A 22,980-nucleotide genomic window follows, 5' to 3' on the forward strand; every position below is an offset into this window, starting at 1 on the left:
TTTCCCCCCACATATGCACTTCTTGCAGGTTCTAGGCATGGTCGCTGTTCTCGAAATAAGAAAAGAATTTTCTTGCCCCTGATTTACTTTGTTTAGAAATGTAAAAAAGGTTCTAAATCAAATGTTGGGGTTTTAGGCTACCGCGCTACGCTTGGTGGCCTCTATAAAAAATGATGGATGGTACCATTCATCATTTTTTATAGAGGAGAATCACACCAACTCGGTTAACCAATATGTACCCCAATTCTTTTATACTTGTGTGTTAATAAAATCTTCGCCCTAAAGCGTTCAAAAACTCTAAATCCATAAGCATTTCTCTTTAGAACTTTGGTTGAATTATTAATTCCCTCTAAAAACCCATTTGAATATTCATAGGCAAAGCTATTTAACACTTCAACTTGCCAATTTTGTATGGTCTTTATTGCTTTAATCATTTCAGGTATCTTTGAATCCTCAATTAACTTATATAGTTCTTCCAATTCCTTTTTAACCAAACTGATACTGTTTTTTCCGTTTTCTTTGGCACGTAAAAACCAAGAACGATATGCCTCTTTAATTTCATATGCTTGTTTGAGTTCATTCGACATCTCCAAGTAACGATTTAAATGCCATTTCTCATCCTTAGTTAAGCGTTGGCAGTCTTTATGAAAGACATGTTTCATACGTTTACACTTTTTACGGTCGTAGCCATGAAATTGGTTTTGTACTCGACGTCTTACTCCATCAAGACCCCAATAGATGTAACGACAAAAATGAAATCTATCAGCTACAATAACAGGTTTACCCAATGCCTCTTGAACGGCTGCTTTAAAGGAATGATTCATATCCATTATGACTATTTGCACTCTAGATCCGTGCTTTCTTAAGTAGTCCTTTATCGTACGTTTATAACGATTTGGTAGAATATCAATCGGTTCTTTTGTTATCCCATTCGCAATGATTAACTGGTATTTCCCTTCGCGGGTATCACCCTTGTATTCATCAATAGCTATAACTGTAGGTAATTCTTCCACCGGACGAATTTCACTTCGTGAAATTTGATCGAATCGACGTATAATGGTTGAAGATGAACACCCGTAGATTTCAGCTGTTTCCTTAAATGTTTTTCCTTTAATCGCTTTAATTGATATAGCTTGATTCCATTCTATTGAGGTACGTTGATAACGCATGACAAAAGGATTTTTCTCTGAAAAACGTTTCCCACATTCACAGACATATCGTCTACGCTTATAAAAGATTTGGGTTTTTCTTTCAAACCACTTTAAGTGTTGAATTTTTTGTATACGATAGTCATGAATTTTACTCGTCCTTTGATTACATTTAGGGCACCGATGTACTTTTCGCTCCATTTCAACGTACAGGCGGATAACTTCGCCCACTTCTTCAACATTGGTTAGGATAGACCCTTTTAATCCAGGAATAATCATGGTAAAATCCATATACACGCAACTCCATTCTTTAGACTTGTTTCTCGACAATTCAAGTATAAAAGAATGAGGAGTTTGCGTGTTTTTTTATGCACACAAAATTTTGTTTAAACCCCAACAAATATTATAGAGCCGTAAAAAAATAGGGAAACGCAAGAACCGTCCCCCTGTTTTAATAATCAGCTATATTTGTAACACTAAAAGAGTTGGTTGCAATCGCTTTCTTTTTATTGTTTTTAAAATGAGTTCGAGGTTCTCATCGATATATGCGAGTCTTTCTCTTGCGACTGCGATCCATTCTGTATTTCCTGTCATCACTGAAACAATCTGTTTGTACCCAGAAGAGTATTGGTTATAAATTTGAGAAAGAACATAGCCCGGCTTAAATGTGTTCTCTTTATTTTTAATATATTTTTCAATGTCTTTGTTTAACCACTCTGGGAGCGATTTGGTTGTTATATGAATTACTTTTTTATTAGCCATTCTACCTCTCCTATAATGATTGATATATTTATTGATTTGTAGTTTTTTATTTGAATTTTTTGCTAATGCAGTTTGGAGCTTGTCCTCAAATCAGATAGAATTCTCCTGGTCCCTGATTTTCCGAGTTAATAGATGTAAAAAATTAGGGAAACAGTAGCCGTCCCTCTGTTTCACCTCTGTTTCATGAGAGCCCTTTCATATAGTATTCAAGATGAATGTGTTTTTTCCTTTTTAAAAATTGAAAATGTTGATAAAGATGGTTGATAAGGGCTGTTGCTATTGGAATTGGAATTTTTGTTAGGTATTGGAAGTATGATAGTAATATGTATGTAATCCGACTTATGGCCTAATTTTAAGGTGTCCTTGGAAGTTGTTGCTGTTGCCAATGCCTATTAAAATCTTTGGAGGGATTTTAATGGATTTTGTAAAAGTAGATATATTAAAGAATGAATTTGTGGTAGAGGGGAGTTTTTACAAGGTTGACGTAAACAATACAGAGTTCCAATGTAGAAACTTCGCTTGGATTTATAGGAAAGACTACAAATCACAAGAGAAATTTGATGCTTTATTTGTATTAGTCAATCCAGGCCAATGCATGCCAAAACGTTCAACATATGACATCCCACAAGTACCCGTTGGTCAAATTCCCGTAACATATACCCTCGCTAAAACCGACAATACCCAATATCAAATAATGCGATGTATGAAGCTAAAGACTTGGAAAAATGTATTATTAATTAATCTGTCCGATCTACGTGCAGGTAATATGGCTGAGTTTAGGCAAAAACTAAAGCTTGCTGAGAACAACAAGTTTGTGAATCACAGTATTTTCTCACCTGTGAGGCGTCAGGAACTAAATAGCATCCTTTCTAAATTGAAAGGACCCATTATTCTCGCTTGGGGGACAGATCCAGTCATAAGAAAACTAGCAGAACGTGCCATTCAATGTCTTCCTAAGGACAACATCATCGGGATGGAACATGATCGTAAGCCTTATTATTATCACGCGAGTCCTCCACCTTTGAAAGGAAAGGTAAAGTGGTTAGAATATATGAGAAGGTTGGTGTAACAAATTAAAGTAACAAATTGTAGAACGCCAAATTTTGATGATAAAATGCGGGGGATTCACCTAAGTTATTTTCCGAAAAGTAAACTTTTATCATTAGGGAGCAAATGCTGTTTAGAAAGTTTTTCGAAAAATCTCCTATAAGGAATGAACAAAACAATCATTCATAAATCAAAATCCGACACCTATACCTCTCTCGAAAATAGTGGGAAATTTCGGAAGAGTTACGCTATAATAGGCATATATTAAAAAACGAATCTATTAATCATGCTTTATTATGAAAGGGGTTTCAATCGTGAAGAAGCTACTTTTCGTATATCTGTTGCTCATTGGGTTGTTTGTTCTTTATATATACAACTATCAAGCAGAGAGTTCGACGAAACGTGCTTGGAACGGGAATGAGCTGGTAGGGGATGTGGATGAAACGTATGTGATGGTCACATTTATGGTAGGGATTGATTACTGGAAGCGCGCGTTAAAAGGTTTTGAGGATGCGGCTGAAGCCTTAAATGTGTCAATCGAGTACAGAGGTTCAACGCAATATGATGTTTACGAGGAAATGACGGTTCTAGAGCAGGTAATCGCGAAGAATCCAGCGGGGATTGCTATATCAACAATGGATCCAGAAGCGTTAAACCCCGTGATTGATAAAGCGGTGGAGGCTGGCATTCCAGTCGTGATGTTCGATGCCGATGCACCGGCAAGTAAGGCGTATTCGTTTCTGGGAACGGATAATTACAAAGCAGGTGTAGAGGCGGCTCACAAAATGGCAGAGTTACTGAAAGAAAAAGGACAAGTGGGCGTGATTACGCTTCCTAATCAATTAAACCATCAGGAACGTACCAAAGGTTTTCAAGATACAATTTTCAAAGAATACCCTGAAATGGAGGTTGTCTCTGTCAAAGACGGAAGAGGAGATCAAATGATATCAAAGGAGGCAGCCGAAAAAATGATTGCCGAGTATCCAGATCTAGCAGGTGTCTTCGTTACGGAAGCGAATGGTGGAGTAGGAGTGGGGCAAACCATCATCGATCAACAACTTAAGGACTCTATTAAAATCATAAGTTTTGATACAGATAAGGGAACACTCGATATGATTAAGGACGATGTGATTTCTGCGACCCTTGCACAGGGTACATGGGAAATGGGGTATTGGTCCTTACAATTTTTGTTTCACTTGCAGCATGGCATTCATGAACAAGATCGGGAAAATGAACCCTTGCCTCGTTTCGTTGATACAGGGGTGACGATTGTGACAAAGGAAAATGTGAATGCTTATTACCCACAATAATCTTCTAGGAATGGATTGGTGGAATTGAAGAAATTCATACAAATTAATAATTTACCAATTCGCTATAAGCTGATATCTCATTTTTTAATCATTAGTATTATTCCAATAATCTGTCTAGGTTTCTTAATTAATTGGACGGTTGAGCGTGTGGTGGAGGAGCAGGTCAACCAGAATACCTTACAGCTGATTAGTAAAGTAAACGAAACACTGGAATTTTACATCAACAACATGCAACGTGTTACTTACTTTATTTCAAATAATGAACGGATTGAGGATTTTTTTCATCATAATGGTCAGCAGCCAGGTCAATATCGAACAAATCAGTATGAGATTCAACGCTACCTTCGTAATTTTACAACGCTTATGCCTGAGGTAGCAGGGGTGTTAGTGGTGAATAGCGAAGGGGAGTATGTAAGTAATGAACTGTACGCTCCTGCTACTGAGAATTTAACAGAAGAATCTTGGTATCAAGAGGCGGTAGAAAACAAAGGGATATTTCGAATGATTGGTCAACCGAAGGACCGTCATCTTTCGTCCTTGGTCAGTTACAAAAATGATGAAGTTGTGTCAGGGGTTCGCGCTGTCATTGATCCCATTTCACAGGACGTACTAGGGGTCATTTTGATCGATTTTAAGGTTAGGACAGTGGCTGAAACGTTATCCGATGTCAGACTAGGAAAAACAGGCTATTTGACGGTGATTGATGAACAAAGTCGACCAATTTATCAACCAAACGATCCCTTAATTGAGACAATCCCGAATGAGTGGTTCGATGGAAAAAGATCAGGTACGTTTTCAACAAAAATTGGATCTCAGAAGCTGCAGTTTATATTTCAAAAATCACCCTATTCAAACTGGACCACCATTGGCGTCTTTCCTACCGAGGAATCGATTCTCGAAATACGAGAAATCCAGTTTTATCTAGTTGTTTTTGTATTTATTATCCTTTTATTTGGGATTCCCGTTTCTTATTTCTTATCCAATTCCATTTCAAAGCCAATTCGCCAGTTAATGAGATTTATGAGGAAAGCGGAAGGCGGGGAATTTGGGGTCAGATATACAGAAAAACGGGACGATGAGATTGGTATGCTTGGTAGAAGTTTTAATAAAATGCTAAAACAAATCAACCAATTGATGCACTTAACGGAGAGGCATGAGAGACAGAAACGAGAAGCGGAATTTAGAAGCTTGCAAGCGAATATCAATCCTCATTTTCTCTATAATACCCTCGATACGATTCAATGGATGGCGCGAAAGCAAAAAGCGATTGAAATAGCGGAAGTTGTTGAATCGTTAGCAAAATTATTCCGAATTGGATTAAATAAGGGAAGAGATCGAATACCTCTCGATAAGGAAATTGAGCATATCGAGAGTTACTTAAAGATTCAACAAACAAGATATCGTGAAAAATTACAGTATCTGATTGAAGTAGATGAAAGTGTCGGGTCGTTGTATGTGCTGAAATTTATCCTGCAGCCACTCGTCGAAAATGCCATCTACCATGGCTTAAAGGAACGACGGGGCCCAGGGCAAATCCTCATTTCCGCTAAGAAACATAACGGGCAATTGCGCCTCGTGATTTCTGACAATGGCGCTGGAATGACAGAGCAACAGCTTTACGAAATCCGAGTAGCCCTAAAGGATGCGGTTAGAAGGACCGAAAATCAAAGTGAATCGAAGCATAAAAAAGGATATGGAATTTTGAACGTTCAGGCTCGAATTGTACTTGCATTCGGGGAACAATACGGGATTACGATTGACAGTAAAGAAAAGGTTGGGACAACGCTCGAGTTAGTGTTACCTATTTTAGAAGAAGATATTGGATGGGAAGAGGAGCGAAAACAACATGCATAAATGGAAGGTATTAATTGCTGATGATGAATTTATTATTCGTGATGGGATCCATTCTTCGATCGATTGGGAAAAGTTTAATATGGAGGTCATTGGCGAAGCGGAGGATGGAGAAGAAGCCGTTGAATTAGCGATTGAATACCAGATTGATCTGTTACTCATTGATTTAAATATGCCGATCATGGATGGACTCGAGGCAATGGAAGTAATCAAGGAGCAATTGCCCAACTGTAAAATGGTGGTTATCTCGGGTTATGATGATTTTCGTTATGCACAAGCAGCCCTTCGTTTAAAGGTCGAAGATTATTTATTAAAACCGATCAATCCAGGAAAATTAGAAGCTCTCATCATGGAGCTTAAACAAAAACTTGATCAGGAAATCAATCAGAAAAAGTATCTCAATCAAGCTACCATCCAAATCCAACGGAATCATACCCAGCTTAAGGAACGTTTTTTCCAAGACTGGATTGCAGGTCAGTTAACGAATGAAGAGATAACCGAACAACTTCAGTTTTTACACCTGCCAGTCGCACTTCCAACTCAATATCTCGTGATTAAGTGGCCCGATTATCATTTGAATCAGACGTTTATGCAAGAAAATGATCGGCAATTATATGTATTTGCGATCGAGAATATCGTAAAAGAAATGATTGGATCAGAGAAGGCGGTAATCTTTTGGGACCAATCTCATTTGCTGAATGTGTGTGTATGGGAGCAAATCAATGAGAAACTCCTTACAAGAATCGAAGAAGTCGTGCAATCCTTTTTTAATCTTACAATTTATTATCATGTGGAAGATATTTTTATTGGTGATTTTGATCAATTATATAAGGTCTATGATCAATGCAAACGTCAGGTTGAGCAGCAAATTAAAATATCTCCAATTGTTAAGCAAGCTCTCGCTTATATTCAACAGCATTATCAGGATTCTTCTCTCACGTTAGAGCGGGTAGCAGAAGAATTACATGTGACCAGTGTTTATTTAAGTCGGATGTTGAAGCAAGAGCTTGGGATTTCCTATGTTGGTCTGTTAACACAAATGCGCATTAACAAAGCCGTTGATTTATTGAAAACAACAAATCTCACCATACGAGAAATCGCAGAAACCGTTGGATATGATACACAACATTACTTTAGCACCACATTTAAAAAGGTCGTCGGTATCTCACCCCTGCAGTTTAAGAATGAGATGGAAAACGTGCACCTGTAATCGTTTATACATGAAAATCGCCAAATAAAATAGAGCCAATACCATTATATTTAGTCGAAGAAAAAGAGCATTGTTTACAGAGAGGGCACTGAAAAAGTCCCTTTCTAAAATTGGTATTGATTTCCGCTGCAGCCACTCGCTTTCCGCGGGCGGTCCGGGAGCCTCCTCGTCGCTGTGCTCCTGCGGGGTCTCCCCTGGCCACGCTTTTCCCGCAGGAGTCTCGTGCCTTCCGCTCCAATCAACATTAGTTAAAAAGGTATTATTTTCTTTGAATTTGAGAAAATAATACCTTTTTTCATTGTATACTGGTTGTATCAATTCTATGTGGGTGGGTTCTATGATTCAAAAACAACAATCAATGACTTTTAGTCCGTTTATGCAAATCTATGATATTGTCGTTCCGCAGGATAATATGCTACGGAAAATTGAACTTGTGGACTTCTCTTTCGTATATGAAGAGCTTAAGGAAAATTACTGTCATGATAACGGTCGAAATGCTGTCGACCCTATTCGCATGTTAAACACGACAATAACCTTCATTAACGTTTGAAAGATTGAATGGTCACGTTTCAAGGTATGGTTACTAAATATTTAGATAACTACTTCTACTGTTTTTGTTGGCTTCAATTAGGAAAGAACTTAGCATTTGAAAAACAAGTTGAGCAAATGCTTATTTCTGCATGCCGAAAATCTGGTTATTTAACTGTTAAAGATTTGCGCGGTTAGTTAGATTAAATTCAAGACGAATAAATCTACAACGACCACTAAACCAAAGGAAATTAATCCTACTAAATTAACTGGATGCGTAAATGTATACTCGTTGAAAGGAGTTACCCTTTTTACAATTTCCCAAAATAAAGCCGTTCCAATTAAAATGATTAGTCCACCAACAATGAAAGTGTGTTCCATTGAATTTGCCACTCTAACAATGTGGTCAATGAACACTTAATTTTATAAATCCTGCCCAACTTTTCTTGTTGAACAAAGTCTTAATCTTCTATCCTACCTGCTATGCCATAAAAGAAAAGCTTGGTAAGATCCTCTGCTATAGGAAGTGTCATTGTGGCAACATCTTCACGCTGCAAATATTCTTGAAACATCTTTAAATAGAATAAGATAGCTTCATCTGAAATCTCAGAATCAATATATCCTTGTTCTCTACCTTCATTAAAAAGTTTAATGAAGAGTGGAAGGGCTTCCTTTTGATATACTTCTTCAACATAACTCTGCCCACTTGCATAATCTTTCATAAAGTCTTGAAAAAAACGTTCGCTCATTTGATTAGCGGCAATACCTTTTTCAAACATAATCTTTTTAATCTTCTCATTAAATGGAAGGTCATTAACTAATAGAAGTTTTTGTTCATCCCATATCTGGTCAACATAAAACTTAAAAACTAAACGAACAAGATTATCTTTACTTTCAAAGTAATTATATATGGTGACTTGCGATACATTGGCCTTTTTAGCTATTTCTGTAATAGATACCTTTTGTATTCCATACTCCATGAATAGGGTTAATGCGGCATTTAATATGTCTCTTTTCTTTTGTTCCCTACGTTTTTCAAACCCATCCATTTTCTTCACCTCAGTGTTAGTTTAATAAAAAATATGTAATATAACAATACAAATTGTTCATAAATTATTGCGTAAATAAGTAATTTTGTATATTATGTACTAAAATAATAAAAAAAGTTCATAACTAAAGTTTGATGTAACATGAATATATTAAAATACTTTGGAGGATTAATATGCTAGGAAATTTGCCAGAAGTTAAAAAGATAAAACTTAAACTAAATGATGTAAATGTCAATTGTTACACAGCTGGAGATACAGGTTCTCCTGTGATACTTTTGCATGGAGCAGGTGTTGATTCAGCAAATATTTCTTGGAGTGAGGTATTAGGTCACTTATCAAAAAAACACCGTGTATTTGCTCCTGATCTTCCTGGGTATGGAGAAAGTGATAAACCTAATGTAGAATATTCACTTTCATATTACATTGATATTTTGAATCAAATTATGGATAGTCTTCACCTTGAGAAGGCTAACTTGATTGGACTATCTTTAGGTGGAGGAATTTCTCTTGGATTTACGCTCGAATATCCATCTCGAGTAGAAAAGCTAGTACTAGTAGGTGCATGGGGGCTATTTAGTAAACTTCCTTACCATCTTTTTACTTATTGGTATACAAAATCATTCTTAAATGAGCTTTCATATAAATGGTCAAGTAAAAGCAGAAGATTTGTAAAGTGGACACTGCTAAATAGTTTGTTTGGAAATCCTAATAATTTATCAGAAGAACTTGTAGATGAAGTTTATGCATTTCTTCAAGCACCACATGCTGGTAAAGCATTTATGTCATTTCAGAGAAGTGAGATTACAAGAAAGGGACTTAGAACTAAGTTGGCAGAAAGTTTATCTGAAATTAAGAAACGAACCTTAATCGTACATGGTTCAAAAGATACGATGGTTCCTATTAAACATGCGTTGAGAGCACATGAGGTTATTAAGGACTCCGAAATATATGTAATGGAAGGGTGTAAACATTGGCCACAGAAAGAGAGACCTGAAGAGTTTACCCGAGTTATTAAAACATTCCTAGAGAAAGAGTAAAATAATAATATGTATCAGAACAGGAGCTTAAAGAAATGAACATAATAATTAAACAAGAACAGGTTAAGGACTATAAAATAACTGAAAACGTAGTAAAATGTGCATTTGCTAATGCAGAACATAGTGATAAAAATGAGCATAATTTGGTGTGTCGCATTAGAAACTCCAATGTATTTATTCCTGAATTATCTTTAGTGGCTATGGATAATGAACGAATAGTGGGACATATTCTATTTTCCAAAGTGAAAATTAAGAATGAAGATCAAGTTGTAGAGTCACTTGCTCTTGCACCTGTGTCTGTATTACCTGAATATCAAAATCAAGGCGTAGGTAAGTTATTGATTAGTAAAGCATTGCAAAAAGCAAAAGAGCTAAGATTTCATTCAGTTGTTGTCTTGGGGCATCCAGAATATTATCCGAAGTTCGGGTTCAAAAAAGCATCCACTTGGGGGATAAAAGCACCTTTTGAAGTACCGGATGAGGCATTCATGGCAATGGAATTAGGTGAAAATACCCTCGATAAAGTTTCGGGAGTTGTTGAATATCCTAGTGTGTTTTTTGAATAAATGCAAGTAGAAATCAAGAATAAGACCATAAATTATATTTTAAAATTGGTGTTTAAATATGGCTTTTTCTGAAGAGGTTCTAGAATTGAAGAAGATGAAGTTGTTACGATTTAAGCGTTCCTCTATTAAAAAGGATATCTTGTGCAGTGGTTGGAGTTTTCTTAATAGATTCATACTTCGAGGAATATTATTTAGCTATTTTTAGAAAATAAAAAAAACTGTAAACATCTAGTAGGAGAAATGGTAATACAACATACTACCTCGGCCCCTTAACATTTTGGTGTAAAAAAACATGAAATCGCCAATCAAAATAGAGCCAATAACATTATATTTAGTTAAAGAAAAAGAGCATAGCGTACAGAAATGCTCTTTTTCTTCTTTCAAAAAAACGTAAAAGAAAAAGCCCACTGTTATCAAAACTAATTATATAATGTTTGAAATTATTGGAATAAAATTGGGAAAGGTTGATTAGAATGGCGTTTGTTATACGTAATATGAAACAAGAAGACATAAAACAAGTGCAAAATGTGGCAAAAACAACGTGGCAAGCTACATACGAAGGAATCATTCCTTCAAAGGTACAAGAAAGCTTCTTAAAATCGGCTTACAATGATGAAACAATGAAGCATCGGTTAGAGCATTCTACTCTTTTTGTGGCTGAAGTAGACGATAGAATTGTAGGTTTTGCGAATTATTCTCCCGTAAGAGAAGATGGAAAAGTGGAGTTAGGGGCTATTTATCTTTACCCAGAACAACAAGGGAAGGGGATAGGTTCAGCATTGTTACAAAAGGGGATTCACTTAGACGGTGTAACTGAGATTTATATAAATGTTGAAAAGGAGAATAAAATCGGAATGACCTTTTATAAAGCGAAAGGTTTTGAGATTGTCAGAGAGTTTGAAGAGGATTTTGATGGTCACATTTTACAGACAGTAAGGATGGTGTTAAAAGTTTAAAGCTAGCGTATTGAGTTTTTACCGTAATACTTTAACCTTCACTTAATCTTAAGGTACTCGGCACTCCTACTTGACCAAGTTTTGTTGAATTGATATAATTTTCTTGAAATTGGAAAATATCGTAAACGATTGATATTAATAAAACGTAGGTAAAATAAAATGTGTTCCCCTCATTAGTTTACTTGTTTTACGTTTCTTTTTAACAATGGTTGTGGGTTTAGATCGTTCGTGGAGCTGATGCATAATGGGGAAGATGAAATTGTATACTGCAAACAAGATGGACTCTCCAATGATTAATGTACGTAAGAAGTTAGAGGTTAATAATGAATCATTTGTAAATTAGGTTTACCTTCTAAAACCGAAAGCCTTTTTCGTTTTTGAAAGGGTAGCATCCTTAAAATAATAAACTTATCGATATCGAGGTGTTCTAATGACTGAAATATCCATTTTTATATGTGTAATCATCGTAATGGTGATTATTAATATTCCTATATTTTATCGCATAAATCGCAGAATAAGCTATTTAGAAGATGAAGTTAGAAGATTAAAGGATGGAGAAGTACGTTGATTTCTTTTTCCTATATTAGGATAAATACATCGTGTTGGCCAAATTTAGGCTACAATAACGATTCTATTCGAAAATAGAGTAAGAGAATTCAAAAGCGTTCAGACACCTACCACCCGTGCTATTTATGCTGGGTGTTTTTCTTTTTGTTTTTATCACGTACAAAAGCAGCTGCGTTGCAGAAACGTGAAGTACCTCTGATTATGAGAAACTGCCTTTTCAAATGATGGGATTGATCGTAGGAAAAGATAATAGAACTTTTTAGGAGGATATGATGACTGAAGATTTTTATTGTGATGAAGTATTAAGTGGTAAAACCCAGGTAATAAGGTGTTAGAGACAGAAAATGTATTAGGATATTATCATACAACTTTTTATCCTGTCCATATTGTGGCTATTCCGAAGAAGCATATACCTTCATTCATTTCATTAGAAGATAGTGATAATGAATGATTACTAGAATTACTCGGAGTAATAAAAAAGCTAGCAACTATGATTACTGAAGAAAACGGGGCTTGCAGAGTGATAACCAACTTAGGAAATTATCAAGACTCAAAACATCTCCATTGGCATATAGTCTCTGGAGAACCTTTGCGATAGTTAATAAGCCATAGGGCAGAATTGATCAATAAGGGAACGGATTTGGAGCAAGAACCGTATGGGAAAAGGTTTTTAGAAAAGGAAAATCTATACCAAATTAACATTCAAATAAAGTTACGTAGTGCGATGACCCAAGAATGGATCATCGCATTTTTGTAGTAGCAATGACTCTAAACAGAACAGTCAACATTACTGCATATGTTTAAAGCCAATCATTAGAACGATCTGCCAATTCCTGGATAGCGTTCATAAACAATCCTGCATGATACCCATCACAAACAGAATGATGGACCTGTAATGAGAGTGGTAAATAAATGGAATCATCTTTTTTAATAAACTTTCCTGCCGTAATAATAGGTAAAAGATAATTCCTGTTATTGTTAATATTTAAGTTGAAACCAGAAAATGAAGTCCATGGAATAATAGATATGGATACAATATTTTCAGGTATCGGTGTTTTGGGAAACAATTTACCTGTTCCATTATACTTTTCTACATCAGAAAGGTACAACTCATAAAACTCTTTAAAGTCATTCTTTACAGGAGTCCAGATCCCTGAGAATGCCTTAGAATCACTATCGAAAATCGTATAGAGAGGGAATAATTTCTCCCAATACCCTACTTCTCCTTCATTATTAAAACCAGTTCTAAATGCTGTATTTGAGTTTACTACACTTGTCACCAAGTAAATAAAGGTTGGATAAAATGTATATCCTTTTTGTTTAATGTTTCGGTATAAAATACTAATATCAATCTCAGTGGTTATACTAAAGGTCGTTTGTTGGTCCAAATAATGATGAAAGATCTCTTTTCGATTCCAATTGTCTACATTAATTTTAGTAAAATTCATTTCAGTTGCCTCCTAAATTTTTTTCTCTGTATAGAATTTAGGAGGCTAACTTGTCTGCTTTCTTCATGAAAATCAATCCTTTGTTAGGATGGTAAATTATATTGTAACAAATTTAAAGGTGTAAATAAAATTTCATTCCCACTCAATCCTTGCTAAAATCTGCGATTATTAGTTAGTTTTTTTTATTAACAGAGGTTTAAGTAACGAAACCTATTTTTAACCAAATGTAAAAACTTACAGTTTTAAATGAATACGGATACTTGAAAATCCCCGAAAAGACGATGAGTAATCCTATGGAGTAATTCTAGCAGGATATCATCATGTTTTTTCGGGGATATTTTTTTCCGAGATCGTAAGTAGCTTTACTATGGTTGCTGGAGCATGGAGTAAAGCAGATATAGCGACAAACAAGAGCCTTGATGTAGCTGGTATACAAGTAAACCCGTTTCCTGTAAGTAATGGTGTGTTTTATGACAAAGTTTAAAAAATTATAAAAACTGTTTAATTTTGTGTAAAGCCCATTCATCTATGAAGTGATAGTTTAATAGGTAGTTAGATAATGAAAAAAATGAAAGGGGTTACAATTATGCGGAAAGTAGGTTTTCTGGCACTCATCGTTAGTTTGGTATTTGCGTTAGTGGCTTGTAGTGGAAATGAAAAATCATCAAGTTCTGGAGGAGATTCGAAGGATACGTTAGTTGGAATTGCGATGCCTACGAAGTCTTCACAGCGCTGGGTGGATGATGGAAATAATATGGTGAAGCAATTAGAGGAAATCGGGTATAAAACGGATTTGCAATATGCGGAAGATGATGTTGATAAGCAAATCGAGCAAATTGAAAACATGATTGTAAAAGGCGCAAAGATCTTAGTCGTCGCTTCCATTGATGGGACGGCGTTAACGAATGTTTTACAAAAAGCAGCTGACGAAGACATTCAAATTATCGCATATGACCGATTAATTATGGAAACTCCAAATGTAAGTTATTACGCCACATTTGATAATTTCCAAGTAGGTGTTTTACAGGCTTCTTATATTGAGGAGGCATTGAATCTGAAAGAAGAGGCGGGACCATTTAATATTGAATTATTTGGTGGTTCACCAGATGACAATAATGCGTATTTCTTCTGGGATGGTGCAATGTCTGTTCTAAAACCATATATTGACAGTGGAAAATTGGTGGTTCAAAGTGGTCAAACAGAATTTGATCAAGGTGCAACCATGCGCTGGGATGGGAACACGGCAAAATCACGTATGGAAAATATTTTGAGTAAGGCCTATTCAGGTGGAGAAAAGGTTGACGCCGTTTTATCACCGTATGATGGAATTAGCCGTGGGGTTATTCAGGCATTAAAAGGTGTTGGATACGGTTCTGCTGACCTTCCACTTCCAATCGTAACAGGACAAGACGCGGAATCTGCTTCTGTTAAATCGATTATTGCAGGTGAGCAAACACAAACTGTGTTCAAAGATACACGTGATTTAGCTGCCGTAGTGGTAAAAATGATTCAATCAATTGAAGCTGGTGAAGAAGCAGAGGTAAATGATACTGAAACCTATGATAATGGTCAAAAAGTTGTTCCTTCTTATTTAGTTGAGCCTGTATCCGTCGACATCAATAACTACAAAGAATTGTTAATTGATAGCGGCTATTATACAGAAGACGATTTGAAATAAGTTCCCCCGATTTAGTGGTGATGTTTTCTATCACCACTAAATTTTCATTCAGGATTTTAATGAGGTGGTGAGGATATGTCTGAGTATATTTTAGAAATGAATAACATTACTAAAACATTTCCAGGAGTTAAAGCACTTGATAATGTGAATTTCAAGGTGAAAAAGGGAGAAATTCATGCACTCGTCGGTGAGAATGGTGCTGGAAAATCAACCTTGATGAAAGTATTAAGTGGTGTATACCCAAGTGGAACCTATGAAGGAAGCATCGTTTTTGAAGGAGAAGAATGTCATTTTAAAGACATTAAGCAAAGTGAACAAATTGGAATTGTCATTATCCATCAAGAGTTGGCGTTGAGCCCCTTTTTATCGATTGCCGAAAATATATTTTTAGGCAACGAACGCCAATCCAAAAAAATTATCAATTGGCAGAAAACATTTATTGATGCAAAAAAGCTGTTAGAGCGGGTAGGGTTAAACGAATCACCAAACACGGCTGTTATGGATATCGGGGTTGGGAAACAACAGCTCGTGGAAATTGCGAAAGCACTCTCCAAAAATGTGAAACTGTTAATCTTAGATGAACCAACTGCAGCCTTAAATGAAACAGATAGTGAAAACTTATTAAACCTCTTACTTGAACTAAAAAAACAAGGAATTACCTCTATCCTCATTTCTCATAAATTAAATGAAGTATCGAGTATTTCGGATAACATTACGATTTTACGAGATGGACAAACAATTGAGACCTTTGAAACGAAGGGTGAAAAGGAAACAGAGGATCGAATGATCAAAGGGATGGTAGGACGTGAGTTGACGAGTCGATATCCCGAACGAATCCCAGCCATAGGTGACGTGATTTTTGAAGTGGAAAATTGGAATGTGTATCACCCGTTACAGCGTGATAGGAAAGTCATCGACAATGTGAACCTCCAGATTCGTCGTGGAGAAATTGTCGGGTTAGCAGGCTTAATGGGAGCAGGAAGAACCGAGCTTGCGATGAGTATTTTCGGAAAATCATATGGGAAAAGAATTACCGGTTTACTATACAAAAACGGTGAAGAAATACAGATAAATACAGTGAGCGATGCGATTCAGCATGGAATTGCTTATGTGTCAGAGGATCGGAAAACATATGGTCTGAATCTAATTGATGACGTCAAACGGAATATAACGTTATCCAACCTCAAACGAATTTCAACGAATACAGTAATTGATGAAAACAAGGAAGTTCAGGAAGCTCAGATGCTACGGGAAAGACTAAATATCAAAACGCCAACATTGGCACAGCTCGCAGGAAATCTAAGCGGGGGAAATCAGCAAAAGATTGTCTTAAGTAAGTGGATTTTTACAGAGCCAGATATCTTGATTTTAGATGAACCGACTCGAGGAATTGATGTTGGGGCGAAGTATGAGATTTATTCGCTTATCCACGAATTATCGGCTGAAGGAATGGGTGTCCTTGTTATTTCATCAGAGTTACCTGAGGTCTTAGGGCTGTCAGACCGTATTTATGTCATGAATGAAGGCCGTATAACGGGCGAACTAGGTCGTGAAGAGGCAAACCAGGAAAGCGTCATGCGTTATATGACGGGAACAGGAGGGACGAAACGTGCAAACTCTAAGTAATTTATTTCGCAATAATATCCGGGAATATGGAATGATCATTGCACTTGTATTCATTGCAGGGCTGTTTTGGATCTTAACAGATGGAATATCCTTTAGTTCATTAAACCTAACCAATCTTATCTTGCAGAATGGATTTATCCTCGTCCTGGCAATTGGAATGGTTTTAGTTATTATTACAGGAAATATTGATTTATCTGTCGGTTCCGTTGTCGCCATTGTCGGCGCAATTGCAGGGGTACTCATGATCAATCACAACGTACCTGTATGGGCAGCGATCCTTCTATCGCTTTTAGTTGGGGCCATTATTGGAGTGTGGCAAGGTTTTTGGATCGCATATGTAGGGATCCCATCCTTTATTGTGACCTTGGCCAGTATGTTAATTTTCCGAGGATTGACCTTGTATCTGTTAGATGGGAAATCACTTGCGCCATTTCCGAAATCATTTGAGGCGCTAAGCGGTGGATTTTTACCAGCGATTGGTTCTGGAGACTTGCACTTACTAACGCTCATATTATCTATTATTCTATCAATTGTACTGATTTATATGGAATTTAGGAACCGTAAAAAACAATTATCATATAACCTTGAAGTAAAACCATTATGGCTATCTGTCACAAAACTTGCCTTATTAATCGCCGTGATTAACTGGTTCGCTTACCAATTGGCGTTAAACAAAGGTATCCCAATGGTATTAATCATCGTCATTATTCTTATCGTGGTGTACACTTTCGTCATGAATAACACCGTCATGGGACGTCATGTATATGCAACAGGCGGGAACCAAAAAGCGGCTGATTTGTCTGGGATAAAAACAAAGCGAGTCGTATTCTGGGTATTTGTCAACAACGGAGTGATTGCTGCATTAGCTGGTTTAATGTTTGCTTCACGTCTTAATTCAGCCACACCTGCAGCAGGTAACATGCTTGAACTCGATGCGATTGCCTCCGTCTTTATCGGTGGTGCATCCATGGCAGGAGGCGTAGGAACGGTCATCGGTGCCATTGTTGGTGGACTCGTAATGGGAATCATGAACAACGGAATGTCCCTCATCGGAATCGGAATCGACTGGCAACAAGCCATCAAAGGCCTCGTCCTCCTCTTCGCAGTAGGATTCGACATCTACAACAAAAACCGCGCAGGAAAATAGTGAAACAAGGGGACGGTTCTGTCGTTCCCCTATTTTTTTCCATTTTCAAGAGTCTGAATTAAATTGTGAATTTTTGAAACTTTCTCGTTAACTTTTTCGTACTTTTTATAAGGTAGGGGTATGAGGTGACAAATAATCAAAATCGTGTTTCGTTTTTGAAGAAACCTAAGTTTTGCGTCACTTAACGGGGGATTGTTTATGAACAAGAAGGAAGTTTTTACGGCGATTGCTATAGTGATTATTTGTGTGGGTTACTTCATTAATGAACATTCAAAGAAAACGACATTTGCTGAAGTTTTGGAGAATGTAATGGATGAAGAGGAGATTGTAGAACAAATCACGATTTATGATCAACCAAGGCTTGTGACAAAAACTGTTACAGCTACAATAACGGATAATGAATTAATTGAAAAAATGTTAAAGCAAGAAATAAAGTTAAAAGAGGTTGACACACGAACACTTCCACCGATCCATACTACTTTAGTCATTCAAACGGATAAAGATTCATATGAAGTAGGCCTGGATGATATGAGCATAATGGTAGGTTCTGTAAGGTATGTGGTAGAAGGATGGAGCGATAATTGGAATTTGATAATCTTGAGAGCAGGTTTGGATTGGGAAATAATAGAATATACTCCTTTTAATTGGAGGTGAGTGCCATTTAGATGTTCGCGAAAGAGAAAATGTGCAATTATAAATGAGAGTGAGGAATTAGAGTGCGCTATGAAATTTTGTCTTTACCCAGCTATCGTGCAGTCGGATTAAAATGGGAAGGGACATTCTCTGAAATTGTGCCTTATTTAAAAAATGTCATTCGACAAGCAGAAGAACGTGCCAAAGAGTTAGAAGACAAATTAAACCCACATGTTCAGCTAGGATTATCGTATCATGTAATTGAGAATGGCTTTGTGCACTACGCCGTGTACGAAGTAAATGATCAACAAGAAGTTCCTGATGGAATGGTAGAAATTGAAGTACCTCAATTGACGTATGTGAAAACCACACATAACAAAGGCGAAGATATCAAGCGGACCTATACGGATTTACATAATTGGTTATTGAATAGTGAGTATAAAGCATATAGAGAAGCGGGTGTAGAGTACTTTGATAAATATATGCCCATAAAGCATGAACGATATCCACTCGATCGAGATCCCACTGATCCACACTTTGACATATATATCCCGATCGTAAAGAAGTGAAATTCCTCGATACTCATAGACTTATTCACGGTCGTCTTTACTGGTGTGGCGCTATAAACGAAAGGCAAGTTGTGTTGGACAACTTGCCTTTTTCAATTGCCCTAAAGATTTGTGAACTTTAACTTCTTTAGTGTAACAAGAAGAACTACACAGCCAATTTGTCCCACAACTATCGAACCATTGCTTTGCTCTTTGCCCTGATTCTGAATCTAGAAATGTAAAAAAATAGGGAAACGCTAGAACCGTCCCACTGTTTCTTTCATATCCTCTTTTGTTCGTTCATACAATGTATATTAAAAACTTCTCATAGTTTGGGAGAGTAGATGCCAGATTTGTCATATAGCCTTAATCTCAGATAGATCATTGTTTGTGCCATCTGGTATCGTTTTCTAGTTTGATATTTTTCTAAAGGTATCAACTGAACTGGTATGTAGTATCTATCTGATACTGAATACAACAAAATAAAGAAGGGGGAAATGTGTATGCCGAAGTTGGGACTTATTCCGAAGTTGATTCTAGGTCTACTGATTGGGATTGGGATTGGTTTTTTAGACATTGATTGGTTGATTCGATTAACAGAGACAGGCAGGGTGTTATTAGGTGGATTAATCAAATTTATTATTCCTCTTATCATTATTTCGTTTGTAGCTGCCGCCATTTCAGAGTTTGGGAAAAAGGCAGGGAAGTTATTAAGCTTCACTGTTGGGATTTCGTATATTGATACCATCATCGCATGCGGGTTGGCAGCTGGTGTGGCTTATCTGGTGATTCCGCTTTTTGCCATTGACTCAAGTTCAGGAGCAGATGCAGCAGCAATTGGTGCACCGTATATTGAGATTGAAATGACTCCAATTATGAGTGTAATGAGTGCCTTAATCCTTGCTTTTATCCTAGGTATTGGAAGTACGGTTGTAAAAGGGACAACTATTAAGAATGCGATAGGTGAATTAAGAGATATCGTTACCCTATGTATCAATAAGATTATTCTTCCGATTCTCCCTTTCTTTATTGCGTGTATATTCGCTGGAATCACTGCAAAGGGAGAGCTGTTTTCTAGCATTGGAATCTTTGGAAAGATGCTACTTTTAATTATCATTTTGCAGTTTGTCTGGTTATTTATTGAATACTCTGTAGCTGGGTTGATATCAAAAAATAATCCTATTCCGATGTTTAAGGCGATGATTCCTGCTTATTTTACAGCATTGGGTACAATGTCCAGTGCAGCGACATTACCTGTAGCCTTAAAACAAGCCAAAACGGTTCCTTACATGAAAAAGAGTATTGCAGACTTTGTAATTCCATTATGCAATACCGTTCATCTATCAGGTGCTGCCATGGCGATTACGATTAGTGCATTTACTGTCTCGCAAATGACCACGGGCCAATTACCACCAGTAGGTGTAGTGATTTCATTTATCATTTTATTAGGCATTATCGAGGTTGGTGCTGTCGGAGTTCCTGGTGGTTCAGTGCTAGCGGCGTTGGGAATCTTGCAGTCTTCTCTCGGGTTTGACGAAGCAGCATTAGGGCTAATGTTAACGTTATTTATGATTCAAGATAGTTTTGGAACAGCTACCAATGTGGTAGGAGATGGAGCTATTAGTATGGTCGTAAATAAGTTTTTTGGAAAAGATGAAGCTGTATAAAAAAGTTACAAGGAAAAAGGAGAATATTAGTGAAACGAATCGATTTACGAAGTGATGCTGAAACGATGCCAACTCAAGAAATGGTAGAGGCGATAACAAAAGCGAAGCTAGGCGATGATATTCTTGGCGAAGATCCGACAGTCATTGAACTGGAAAGGCTCGCTTCTTCTATGCTAGATATGGAAGATGCGATGTTGACAATCTCGGGTACAATGTCGAACCAAGTAGCGGTCATGACGATGACAGAACGCGGCCAAGAAGTCATCATGGGGAAGGAATCCCACTTATATAATCTTGAAGTAGCAGGGTTAGCTGCACTTTCTCAAGTCCAAGCGCGAAGTGTTTCCGTAACAAAAGGGGTTTATGATATAAACGAAATAGAAGAATCCATTCAACCTGTTGGAATTCAAGCAGCGGAAACGGGACTCATTTGTTTAGAAAATACCTATAACTTAAATGAAGGTTCAGTTGTCCCCCTCGAAAATATGAAGGACATAAAAGAAGTGGCAAAGCGAAATGGAATTCCTGTCTATTTAGACGGTGCTAGGCTCTTTAATGCCGCAACTTACCTAAATGTGCCAGCCTCGGTCATTTGTCAATATGCGGATGCAGTACAAATTTGTTTAACAAAGGGGTTAGGTTGTCCAATCGGCTCAATCTTATTAGGACCAAAGACCTTTATTCAAAAAGCAAAGAAAATACGCCAAAGATTAGGCGGAGGGATGAGGCAAGCAGGTATCATTGCGGCACCAGGAATCATTGCGCTTCAGAAAATGACAAATCACATGCAGAACGATCATCAATTAGCCAGTCATTTAAGTGACGGACTATCCACGATTCCAGGCCTAAAACTGCTCTCAGAACAATTCCAAACGAATATCGTATCCATTGAAATTGTACAAGAAGGCTGGGATGCCGATCGATTAGTGGATCTATTAAAATCTAGAAATATCTTAGTGAAGAAAATAGGCCCTAAAAAAGTGCGAATGGTCACACACCACCAAATCACGAAAAAAGACATAGATGCGGTCCTAAGTTACCTAGTAGAAAACCTAGGGTAGGTAGTAGAACAGGGGGAACAGGGGGACGGTTCTGCTGTTCACCTATTTTTTTACATTTTCACAAATGTAGGTCCTGACCGCCTGTATAGTAAGGAGGATTGGAATTCTCCCTATCCTACACTTTCATATTTTTCTGAAAAGGTAGTTGACAATGTTTTTAATATGGCTTATATTGTAAATTAATTAAATAATGAACAAATTACTTATCAAGAGAGGTGGAGGGACTGGCCCGACGATACCTCGGCAACAGGCTTTATAGTACTGTGCCAATTCCAGCAAGCGTATGCTTGAAAGATAAGGAGAGTAAATAGGACGAATCCATTAACCTCTTCTTATTTTGAAGAGGTTTTTTATATTTTTACTCGATTATAACCGAAAATTTAATATGTAGAATTGCTGATTGGACCACCAAAGGCACTGTGAGAATGTATATTTTTTCAGTGCCTTTGGTTTTTTTATTTTTAAAAACAAGAGAAAACACAAAAGGAGGACACTCATCATGGAAAAAGCATTACATGTGCATAACATTCGTATTAAAACAATAGGACATGATACATTTTCACAAAATGAATATCTGAATTTACCCGATTTGCAATTTTATAAATGGTGCAATGATCAGTATGGGGTAAATCGAGGTGTTTTTAATACAATCGATAACTGGTTTTTTGAAAATGGCATTATCAACATTCAACATCGTCGTATCTATCTTTTAGCATTTCTAGATCACACCTTGGAAGAAGGAATGAAGCAGGAACATGAAAAATTTATTCGATTTGGAAATGGAGGATTAACTAGACAGCTTCAGAAATTTTTCACGCCGAAAAAATATCAGTTTATAAAATGAAGAAAATTAGAAAATTGCATATCTGCCGATTAGACAACTAAAGGCATCTTTCTTTTCATTCAAGACGTGGGAAGTGAGGTGTCTTTTTAATTTGAAGAAAAAGTTTCGTTCTATGATTCAGTGCGATTCTGTATCGCACTAAATCTTACTATTCCGATGCGATTATTTAAAATAATTCGAAATTCCATACCGTAGAAAGAGCAAACTGAACCATTTAAAGGGGGTGATGCAAAGCCTCAATAAGCAGCAAGTAATAAAAAATGTACGATTCGTTTCACCAAATATTATTTACATGAA

Annotated in this window: 19 protein-coding genes, 4 pseudogenes and 1 riboswitch; of the genes and pseudogenes, 18 read left to right on the forward strand and 5 right to left on the reverse strand. The window is 36.9% G+C overall.

What is annotated here, in order from left to right; genetic code table 11:
* Positions 1-224 precede the first annotated feature (224 nt).
* Both ACWPVE_RS18665 and ACWPVE_RS18670 read right to left on the reverse strand, forming a co-directional pair.
* Positions 225-1,445: an ISL3 family transposase gene (locus tag ACWPVE_RS18665; RefSeq protein WP_082090051.1), complete on the reverse strand. Its 1,221-nt coding sequence runs from the start codon at positions 1,443-1,445 to the stop codon at positions 225-227.
* Positions 1,446-1,610: 165 nt separating this feature from the next.
* Complete coding sequence (locus tag ACWPVE_RS18670) at positions 1,611-1,910, reverse strand: hypothetical protein (protein WP_453995990.1); 300 nt, start codon at positions 1,908-1,910, stop codon at positions 1,611-1,613.
* A 415-nt stretch (positions 1,911-2,325) separates the two neighbouring features.
* Here ACWPVE_RS18670 and ACWPVE_RS18675 point away from each other — a divergent pair, with 415 nt between their 5' ends.
* The 6 genes and pseudogenes from ACWPVE_RS18675 to ACWPVE_RS18700 all read left to right on the forward strand — a co-directional run.
* Positions 2,326-2,979 carry a DUF1643 domain-containing protein gene (locus tag ACWPVE_RS18675; protein ID WP_453995992.1) on the forward strand — a complete coding sequence of 218 codons (654 nt, stop codon included), beginning with the start codon at positions 2,326-2,328 and terminating at the stop codon, positions 2,977-2,979.
* A gap of 292 nt (positions 2,980-3,271) precedes the next feature.
* On the forward strand, positions 3,272-4,267 hold the full coding sequence (locus tag ACWPVE_RS18680; RefSeq protein ID WP_453995994.1) for a substrate-binding domain-containing protein: 996 nt from the start codon (positions 3,272-3,274) through the stop codon (positions 4,265-4,267).
* An 18-nt stretch (positions 4,268-4,285) separates the two neighbouring features.
* The gene (locus tag ACWPVE_RS18685) at positions 4,286-6,121 is read left to right on the forward strand and encodes a cache domain-containing sensor histidine kinase (RefSeq protein WP_453995996.1); all 1,836 of its coding nucleotides are present in this window, start codon (positions 4,286-4,288) and stop codon (positions 6,119-6,121) included.
* On the forward strand, positions 6,114-7,328 hold the full coding sequence (locus ACWPVE_RS18690) for a response regulator transcription factor (protein WP_453995998.1): 1,215 nt from the start codon (positions 6,114-6,116) through the stop codon (positions 7,326-7,328). The genes ACWPVE_RS18685 and ACWPVE_RS18690 overlap by 8 nt, the downstream gene beginning before the upstream one ends.
* A 337-nt stretch (positions 7,329-7,665) precedes the next feature.
* A pseudogene (locus ACWPVE_RS18695) lies at positions 7,666-7,845 on the forward strand (IS5/IS1182 family transposase); the annotation flags it as partial.
* Positions 7,842-8,054: pseudogene (locus ACWPVE_RS18700) on the forward strand (IS1595 family transposase); the annotation flags it as partial. The pseudogenes ACWPVE_RS18695 and ACWPVE_RS18700, both read left to right, overlap by 4 nt.
* Here the strand turns inward: ACWPVE_RS18700 and ACWPVE_RS18705 are convergent.
* Together ACWPVE_RS18705 and ACWPVE_RS18710 are read right to left on the reverse strand one after the other, a co-directional pair.
* On the reverse strand, positions 8,055-8,237 hold the full coding sequence (locus ACWPVE_RS18705) for a hypothetical protein (RefSeq protein ID WP_453996000.1): 183 nt from the start codon (positions 8,235-8,237) through the stop codon (positions 8,055-8,057).
* A gap of 80 nt (positions 8,238-8,317) precedes the next feature.
* Positions 8,318-8,905: a TetR/AcrR family transcriptional regulator gene (locus tag ACWPVE_RS18710; protein WP_453996002.1), complete on the reverse strand. Its 588-nt coding sequence runs from the start codon at positions 8,903-8,905 to the stop codon at positions 8,318-8,320.
* A 173-nt stretch (positions 8,906-9,078) separates the two neighbouring features.
* Between ACWPVE_RS18710 and ACWPVE_RS18715 the strand changes: the two genes are divergently transcribed.
* The 4 genes and pseudogenes from ACWPVE_RS18715 (at position 9,079) to ACWPVE_RS18730 (ending at position 12,629) form a co-directional block, all read left to right on the forward strand.
* A complete protein-coding gene (locus ACWPVE_RS18715; RefSeq protein WP_453996004.1) occupies positions 9,079-9,942 on the forward strand; it encodes an alpha/beta fold hydrolase in 864 nt (287 codons plus the stop codon).
* Between the two features lie 35 nt (positions 9,943-9,977).
* A complete protein-coding gene (locus ACWPVE_RS18720; protein WP_453996006.1) occupies positions 9,978-10,508 on the forward strand; it encodes a GNAT family N-acetyltransferase in 531 nt (176 codons plus the stop codon).
* A 473-nt stretch (positions 10,509-10,981) separates the two neighbouring features.
* Positions 10,982-11,464 (forward strand): N-acetyltransferase family protein, encoded by a 483-nt coding sequence (locus ACWPVE_RS18725; protein WP_453996008.1) that lies wholly within the window; start codon positions 10,982-10,984, stop codon positions 11,462-11,464.
* Between the two features lie 836 nt (positions 11,465-12,300).
* Positions 12,301-12,629, forward strand: a pseudogene (locus ACWPVE_RS18730) (HIT domain-containing protein).
* A 204-nt stretch (positions 12,630-12,833) separates the two neighbouring features.
* On the opposite strand, the pseudogene catA reads toward ACWPVE_RS18730, so the two are convergent.
* Positions 12,834-13,479: pseudogene (gene catA / locus ACWPVE_RS18735) on the reverse strand (type A chloramphenicol O-acetyltransferase); the annotation flags it as partial.
* A 586-nt stretch (positions 13,480-14,065) separates the two neighbouring features.
* Between catA and chvE the strand changes: the two are divergent.
* From chvE to ACWPVE_RS18775, 8 genes are all read left to right on the forward strand, one after another.
* Positions 14,066-15,157 (forward strand): multiple monosaccharide ABC transporter substrate-binding protein, encoded by a 1,092-nt coding sequence (chvE, locus tag ACWPVE_RS18740; RefSeq protein ID WP_453996010.1) that lies wholly within the window; start codon positions 14,066-14,068, stop codon positions 15,155-15,157.
* Between the two features lie 75 nt (positions 15,158-15,232).
* Complete coding sequence (gene mmsA / locus ACWPVE_RS18745; RefSeq protein WP_453996012.1) at positions 15,233-16,783, forward strand: multiple monosaccharide ABC transporter ATP-binding protein; 1,551 nt, start codon at positions 15,233-15,235, stop codon at positions 16,781-16,783.
* Positions 16,767-17,930, forward strand: coding sequence for a multiple monosaccharide ABC transporter permease (gene mmsB / locus ACWPVE_RS18750; protein ID WP_453996014.1), 1,164 nt, complete (start codon positions 16,767-16,769; stop codon positions 17,928-17,930). The genes mmsA and mmsB overlap by 17 nt, the downstream gene beginning before the upstream one ends.
* A 198-nt stretch (positions 17,931-18,128) precedes the next feature.
* Positions 18,129-18,584 carry a hypothetical protein gene (locus tag ACWPVE_RS18755; RefSeq protein ID WP_453996016.1) on the forward strand — a complete coding sequence of 152 codons (456 nt, stop codon included), beginning with the start codon at positions 18,129-18,131 and terminating at the stop codon, positions 18,582-18,584.
* Between the two features lie 62 nt (positions 18,585-18,646).
* Positions 18,647-19,132, forward strand: coding sequence for a GyrI-like domain-containing protein (locus tag ACWPVE_RS18760; RefSeq protein ID WP_453996018.1), 486 nt, complete (start codon positions 18,647-18,649; stop codon positions 19,130-19,132).
* Positions 19,133-19,614: 482 nt separating this feature from the next.
* On the forward strand, positions 19,615-20,778 hold the full coding sequence (locus ACWPVE_RS18765; protein ID WP_453996020.1) for a cation:dicarboxylate symporter family transporter: 1,164 nt from the start codon (positions 19,615-19,617) through the stop codon (positions 20,776-20,778).
* Positions 20,779-20,807: 29 nt separating this feature from the next.
* The gene (locus tag ACWPVE_RS18770; protein ID WP_453996022.1) at positions 20,808-21,839 is read left to right on the forward strand and encodes a threonine aldolase family protein; all 1,032 of its coding nucleotides are present in this window, start codon (positions 20,808-20,810) and stop codon (positions 21,837-21,839) included.
* Positions 21,840-22,039: 200 nt separating this feature from the next.
* Positions 22,040-22,140: riboswitch (SAM riboswitch) on the forward strand.
* A gap of 198 nt (positions 22,141-22,338) precedes the next feature.
* Positions 22,339-22,683, forward strand: a complete 345-nt coding sequence (locus ACWPVE_RS18775) for a hypothetical protein (protein WP_453996024.1) — start codon at positions 22,339-22,341, stop codon at positions 22,681-22,683.
* The last annotated feature ends 297 nt before the right edge of the window (positions 22,684-22,980 follow it).

Source organism: Bacillus nitroreducens (assembly GCF_964021195.1).

Bases quoted from the DNA above. Each gene is read 5' to 3' on its own strand.
- ACWPVE_RS18670 (WP_453995990.1), bottom strand. From the start codon at position 1,910: ATGGCTAATAAAAAAGTAATTCATATAACAACCAAATCGCTCCCAGAG.
- ACWPVE_RS18675 (WP_453995992.1), top strand. From the start codon at position 2,326: ATGGATTTTGTAAAAGTAGATATATTAAAGAATGAATTTGTGGTAGAG.
- ACWPVE_RS18690 (WP_453995998.1), top strand. From the start codon at position 6,114: ATGCATAAATGGAAGGTATTAATTGCTGATGATGAATTTATTATTCGT.
- ACWPVE_RS18705 (WP_453996000.1), bottom strand. From the start codon at position 8,237: ATGGAACACACTTTCATTGTTGGTGGACTAATCATTTTAATTGGAACG.
- ACWPVE_RS18710 (WP_453996002.1), bottom strand. From the start codon at position 8,905: ATGGATGGGTTTGAAAAACGTAGGGAACAAAAGAAAAGAGACATATTA.
- ACWPVE_RS18715 (WP_453996004.1), top strand. From the start codon at position 9,079: ATGCTAGGAAATTTGCCAGAAGTTAAAAAGATAAAACTTAAACTAAAT.
- ACWPVE_RS18720 (WP_453996006.1), top strand. From the start codon at position 9,978: ATGAACATAATAATTAAACAAGAACAGGTTAAGGACTATAAAATAACT.
- ACWPVE_RS18725 (WP_453996008.1), top strand. From the start codon at position 10,982: ATGGCGTTTGTTATACGTAATATGAAACAAGAAGACATAAAACAAGTG.
- chvE (WP_453996010.1), top strand. From the start codon at position 14,066: ATGCGGAAAGTAGGTTTTCTGGCACTCATCGTTAGTTTGGTATTTGCG.
- mmsA (WP_453996012.1), top strand. From the start codon at position 15,233: ATGTCTGAGTATATTTTAGAAATGAATAACATTACTAAAACATTTCCA.
- ACWPVE_RS18755 (WP_453996016.1), top strand. From the start codon at position 18,129: ATGAACAAGAAGGAAGTTTTTACGGCGATTGCTATAGTGATTATTTGT.
- ACWPVE_RS18765 (WP_453996020.1), top strand. From the start codon at position 19,615: ATGCCGAAGTTGGGACTTATTCCGAAGTTGATTCTAGGTCTACTGATT.
- ACWPVE_RS18775 (WP_453996024.1), top strand. From the start codon at position 22,339: ATGGAAAAAGCATTACATGTGCATAACATTCGTATTAAAACAATAGGA.